The organism is Streptomyces sp. ADI95-17, from assembly GCF_003846175.1.
Taxonomy (GTDB): Bacteria; Actinomycetota; Actinomycetes; order Streptomycetales; family Streptomycetaceae; genus Streptomyces; species Streptomyces sanglieri.
The window spans coordinates 234,647-236,437 of sequence record NZ_ML123049.1; the positions used below are offsets into that span (position 1 = coordinate 234,647).

The 1,791-nt window shown below is 72.4% G+C and carries 1 protein-coding gene; it reads left to right on the forward strand.

Features of this window, described 5'->3' with window-relative positions:
* Positions 1-1,791 (forward strand): non-ribosomal peptide synthetase (locus EES42_RS27960; protein WP_164495342.1); only part of this gene is annotated, 1,791 nt, incomplete at both ends.

The following is a 1,791-nucleotide window of genomic DNA, read 5'->3' on the forward strand; positions in this document are numbered from 1 at the left end:
ACGAGGACATGGGCACCCGGCACGGGCTGCGCGTACGCGAGACCTACGGCGAGGGCGGCAGCAGCTTCCCGCTCTCCCTCACCGCGTACACCGGCGGCCGCCTCGTCGGGGACACCGACCCCGGTGTGACGCTGCGCATGTCGTACGACCCCCACCTTTTCGCCGACACCACGGCCCAGGGCATCGCGGGCCGCCTCGCCGCCCTGCTCCGCTCCATGCTCGACGAGCCGCAGCTCGCCCGGATCCCGCTGCTCAGCACCGAGGAGTCCGCAACCCTCAGCGGGGAGTGGAACGACACGGACGAGTTCTGCCCGCCCCGCCTGCTGCCGGAGCTGTTCGCCACCCAGGCGGCCCTGACCCCGCAGGCACCGGCCGTCGTCACCGAGGACACCGTCCTCACCTACCGGGAACTCGACGAGCGGGCCAACAGATTCGCCCACCTCCTCCAGCAGCACGGCGTACGCCCCGACACCGTCGTGGCGGTCAGCCTGCCCCGCGGCATCGACCTCGTCGTCAGCCTGCTCGCGGTCGTCAAGGCCGGCGGTGCGTACGTCCCTGTGGACCCGGAGTACCCGGCCGACCGGATCGCGTACATGCTCAGCGACTCCGGAGCCCGGCTGCTGATCGCCGACCACGGCACACAGGCCCCGGCGCACGACGGCATCGAGGTGCTCGCACCGGGCGCCGGCCACGCCGCCGCGCAGCCCGCCACCGCACCGCACATCGAGACCCTGGTGCAGCACGCGGCGTACATGATCTACACCTCCGGCTCCACCGGCCGCCCGAAGGGCGTCCTGGTCTCCCACGCGTCGATCTCCAACCGCCTGCTCTGGATGCAGTCGGTGTATCCGCTGACCGGCGCCGACCGGGTGCTCCAGAAGACCTCGTCGAGCTTCGACGTCGCCGTGTGGGAGTTCTTCGGACCACTGATCGCGGGCGCGGCCCTGGTACTGCCCCGCCCGGACGGCCACCGTGACCCGCAGTACCTGGCCGGGATGATCCGCGAGCACGGCGTGACGACCGTCCACTTCGTTCCGTCCATGCTGCGCGCCCTGGTGGCCGAACCCGCCACCAGGGCCTGCACCGGCCTGCGCACCGTGTTCAGCGGCGGTGAGATGCTGCAGGGCACCCTGCGCGACCAGATCCGCGACGTACTGCCCCAGGCGAAGCTCTACAACCTGTACGGGCCCGCCGAGGCGGCCGTCGACGTCACCTCCCACCCGGCCGAGCCCGACACGGCGACCGTGCCGATCGGCCGGCCCGTGTGGAACACCGGCCTGTATGTCCTGGACCCCTGGCTGCGCCCCGTGCCCGAGGGTGTGGCCGGCGAACTGTACGTCACCGGCGTGCAGTTGGCGCGCGGCTACGCGGGCAGGTACGGGCTGACCGCGGAGCGCTTCGTGGCGTCACCGTTCGGCGGGCCCGGTGAGCGGATGTACCGCACCGGCGACGTGGTGCGGTGGCTGCCCGGTGGCGTCATCGAGTTCGCGGGGCGCGCCGACGACCAGGTCAAGGTGCGTGGCTTCCGCATCGAGCTCGGAGAGGTCGAGCGCGCGCTGGCGGGCCACCCCGAGGTGGAGCAGGCCGTGGTCGTCGTACGGGAGGACCAGCCCGGCGTGAAGCGGCTGGTCGGGTACGTGGTGGCCGGGGGCGCGAGCTCCGCCGAGCTGCGGGAGTTCGTCGGGCGCTCGCTGCCCGAGTACATGGTTCCGGCGATCTGCGTGGTCCTCGCCGAGCTGCCGGTCACGGCGAACGGCAAGGTCGACAGGAAGGCTCTGCCGGAGCCCGACC